This window comes from Faecalibacterium intestinale (genome assembly GCF_040096575.1).
GTDB lineage: Bacteria > Bacillota > Clostridia > Oscillospirales > Ruminococcaceae > Faecalibacterium > Faecalibacterium intestinale.
The window spans coordinates 1-3,818 of record NZ_JBBMEN010000050.1; the positions used below are offsets into that span (position 1 = coordinate 1).

The following is a 3,818-nucleotide window of genomic DNA, read 5'->3' on the forward strand; positions in this document are numbered from 1 at the left end:
GTAATCGGCTGGGTCAGCGGTGTTACCACCGCTTTCCCGCCTAAGAACCGTACGTGACAGTTTCCCGTCATACGGCTCAAGCATTTCATCACTTTTTCAAGCGGTTCTCAGCATAAATTCTCTGACAGGCGCAATGAACGTAGCGCATATTACGAACATCTTCCGTGCCAGTCTTTGCCTTTGGTGCAAGGTAGAAGATTTCTCTTTCTTCCGTTACATCCATCGGCATTCCGCAGTGGTAGCACAGCCCGTTCTGGTTTTTCCAAATAGTCTTGAATTTTCCAGTCAGCCGGTGCATTCCTTTGTCGAATTTCCTCTTCTGGAAATACGCCACATCGAGGAACGGATTTGCAGTCGCTTTTATCTTGGTGTGCCGCACAATAGCTGTGCTGTCCACCCGTATCAGCGCCTTGTTTTCCGTAGAGAACACCCAGTTCCGATTGCCGACACGATGCCAGTATCTCGTAGAAATCCACCATTTGTTCTTCTTTGGGTGCCGTCTTTTAGCCCATCGCCACAGCAGTTCGTACAGGACGTAGTCCAGATGCGCGAACGCATCACTTGCGCATACGGACTGATGGTAATTAGTCCAACCTCGAATTTGTTCGTTCAACTTCATAATCAGAACATCTTGCTGCCACGCTTTTCCTCTGCGGAGAATCGTGTCAGAGATATTGGAAACGATAGCCTTGACCGCCTTTTGAGAAGGCTTGATAATCAGCTTTTCGTTATACTTTCTGAAGTTCCAGCCGAGGAAGTCAAAACCATCGTCAATGTTGGTGACAACGGTCTTTTCATCAGAAAGTTCCAATCCGCGTTCAGCGAGAAACTCTCGAATCAGCTCCTTTGCTTCAAGAGCCAATTCAGGTGTTGCCGCTGTGACCACAAAATCGTCTGCATAGCGGACGAAGTTTACTTTGTGGGCATTCTTAAATCTTGAATCGACCTTGCCGAGCGCGTTCGTGTGAAAGCGTTCGACCAGCTTCTTCTCGATACCATCCAGCGTCATGTTCGCCAGAATGGGGGAGATAATACCACCTTGCGGAGTTCCTTCCTCGGTAGGAAAGAGTTCGCGCTGATAGATAAATCCCGCCTTTAAGAACTGCTTCAAAATGTTCTTGTCCATGGGGATGTTCGCCAGAAGCCAATCATGGCTGATATGGTCGAAGCAACCTTTGATGTCACCCTCCAAAACCCACTTCGGAGAAATGTGCTTGCGCGACAGTGCATTGAACAGATATTCGCAGGCATCCTGTGCGCATCTTCCTTTTCGGAAACCAAAGGATTTCCCATCTGCTGTTGTTTCCGCCACCGGCTCCAGTGCCAAAGCATAGAGAGCCTGCATTGCGCGGTCATACATTGTAGGAATGCCCAATGGACGCTTTTTCTTCTTGTCCTTCTTTTCGATATACACTCTACGGAGAGGACGTGCACGATACCCTTTATCTGTCAGCGACAGAACCGCTGCCATTTTCTTCGCCGGAGTGTTCCAGAGAACACCATCCACACCGGGAGTTCTGCGCCCGTCGTTGGTGACGACACGCTTAACAGCCAGTGCTTTGGCGTAAAAGGAATGTGTCAGAAGATACTGAAGTCGTTTTACTGCGTTGTAGTCTTTTTGCTGAGTTGCCTTGACAATCCTGATTTGTAGCCTGTTGACTTCCCGCTCTGCCTTATGCCAGTCAATGTTTTTCCATTGGGCACTCAACATAGCTTCGTCCGACAGCTTCTCAGAAGTTTTACCTTCCGTCGTTGAATACTTATCGTTCACAGGGATACCTCCAATCTTGCCATGAAATACCCGGAATAAGTCAGCACCCTTTCAGGTCAGGGCAAATTTTGAACCCCTATGCTCACTGTTACAGTGAACCGTTCGCTTTTTATTCCATCTCATACCCTCTGCACCGTTTCTCCCTCTTGCGAGGTCGATACCTTTATCAAAGGAGTGCATAGGGTTTTCCACGTTCCACGTAATGCATAATTCATGAATGCCTTAGCCGCCATCTTTGAACCGGGAGGATTTGTGTCCATTTGCTTCGGGGTAGCGAAAGGCCCCTTGGCCACCTCCAGCACCTTTTGGTGTAGGTGTATCAGCCTTATTTCACCTATTCCCTGTAACGATCCTTACGATGGTTCACATTACATTCGACATAGCATTCTTTACCCTAACGGTACGTCTGCTTTTAGGCTGGCAGATTTCCCATATTGTCCTGTGAGCTTCCCAACGCCGGCTTTTGACCAGTGCAGGTCACAGTAGGGGGTACTCCAAATGGATAGAGTAGCGTTTACACGCAATACATTACGCGACTTCGTGTCGCACCTCACATTCCGGGTCACAGATGATGATATCATCGTCCGTCACGAGGAATGCGTTGCAGATCTCACGCTTTGCGCTGAACGACTTGCCAGAGCCGGGGGTGCCGAGGATCAGGCCATTGGGGTTCTTCAGTTTTTTCCGGTCTACCATAATCAGGTTGTTGGACAGGGCGTTCAAGCCATAATACAGGCTTTCCTTGCCGTTGTCGAACAGTTCCTGTGTGGTAAACGGCACAAAAATCGCTGTGCTGCTGGTGGTCAGACCGCGCTGGATCTCAATCTGGCAGTCTGCCAGTGGCAGGCTGCTCATCAGCCCCTGCTCCTGCTGAAAATCAAGGCGGCATAATTCGCAGTTGTGCTTCTGGGCAATACTGACTGCCTGAAACACGTTGGTTTCCAGTTCCTGCTCGGTCTTGCCGGTGTTCAACACCAGAAAAGTGACAAGGAACATCCGCTCGTTCTGGCTCTGCAATTCCTTCAAAAGTGCCTTGGCATCTCTGCCGTAGGTTGCCAAATCGGACGGCAAAACGTCCATATCGTATCCTGCGCGGACGGCTTTCTTCTGCTCTTCGATTTTGCTGCGGTCCAGTTCCGTGATGGTGTGCTTGATGGTTTTGATGGCCTTGTTCTGGTCAACGGACTGGATGTGCATGGTAACGATCTGGCTGGAATCCATATCAAGGAAATCCTTCAAAAGCTGATCGCTCAGGTCAGAAGCCGTAATATTCAGGAAGCTGACCGCCCCGAAGATGCCGCCCACCTGAAAGGTACGGCTGTTCTTAAACGCCAGCGCAGTGGGGGCAATGGCATCCTTTACGGACAGACCACTGGGCACAAGGTCTTTCCAGTTGAAGTGGAACTTGTTGGCTCCATCCATGTTCAGCATCCCGTGCATCAGCCGCAGACGCTCCGTACCGTCCAGCGGCTTTGCCAGAACGCCCAACCTGTGAAAGTTGTTCATCAGGTCGTTCTGGATGTGCTCTAACCGAGGTTTGACCTGCGCCATGCTGTCGCCCTCGATGCCATAGGTCAGAAACTTCGTTTTGGTCAGGCCGTTGTTGCCCTTGGAAAGCTGCTGCCGCAACATCTGGCTGTACTCGGCTCGCACATCATCAAAGCCATCCTGCTGGTACGGGATGCGGATGGACTTCTCGAAGTCCGCCGAATCGGTGGCGGTATTCACGAAGGACAACTCGAAGTGGATAGAGCTGTCGAAAAAGTTGAGAAAACTGCACCATTCCTCAAAGATGGCGGTCTTGTCCTCCTGCTGCGCCAACTGATAGTTGATATCCTGATACTGGATGGTGCGGGTGTAGTAGCCGGGACGGACACGGCAGGTACCGTCCTCAAACATCCGCTGGAACGGGATGCTTTCCTGTGCCGTGTGGGGCACTGTGGGCTTGGGCGGCTTTTTGCCGTCTTTATTCTTTTTCAGAAACGGAATCATGGGCGTCATCTCCCTTCACAAGCAGTGCATAGTAATTGCGGGTCTGGTACGGACG

General features: G+C 50.5%; 1 protein-coding gene and 1 pseudogene. Both read right to left on the reverse strand.

Going from position 1 to position 3,818, the window contains the following annotated elements; genetic code table 11:
- Positions 1-88 precede the first annotated feature (88 nt).
- Complete coding sequence (gene ltrA / locus WMO20_RS14215; RefSeq protein WP_349187287.1) at positions 89-1,771, reverse strand: group II intron reverse transcriptase/maturase; 1,683 nt, start codon at positions 1,769-1,771, stop codon at positions 89-91.
- Between the two features lie 549 nt (positions 1,772-2,320).
- Positions 2,321-3,763, reverse strand: a pseudogene (locus tag WMO20_RS14220) (VirB4-like conjugal transfer ATPase, CD1110 family); the annotation flags it as partial.
- Between the last annotated feature and the right edge of the window lie 55 nt (positions 3,764-3,818).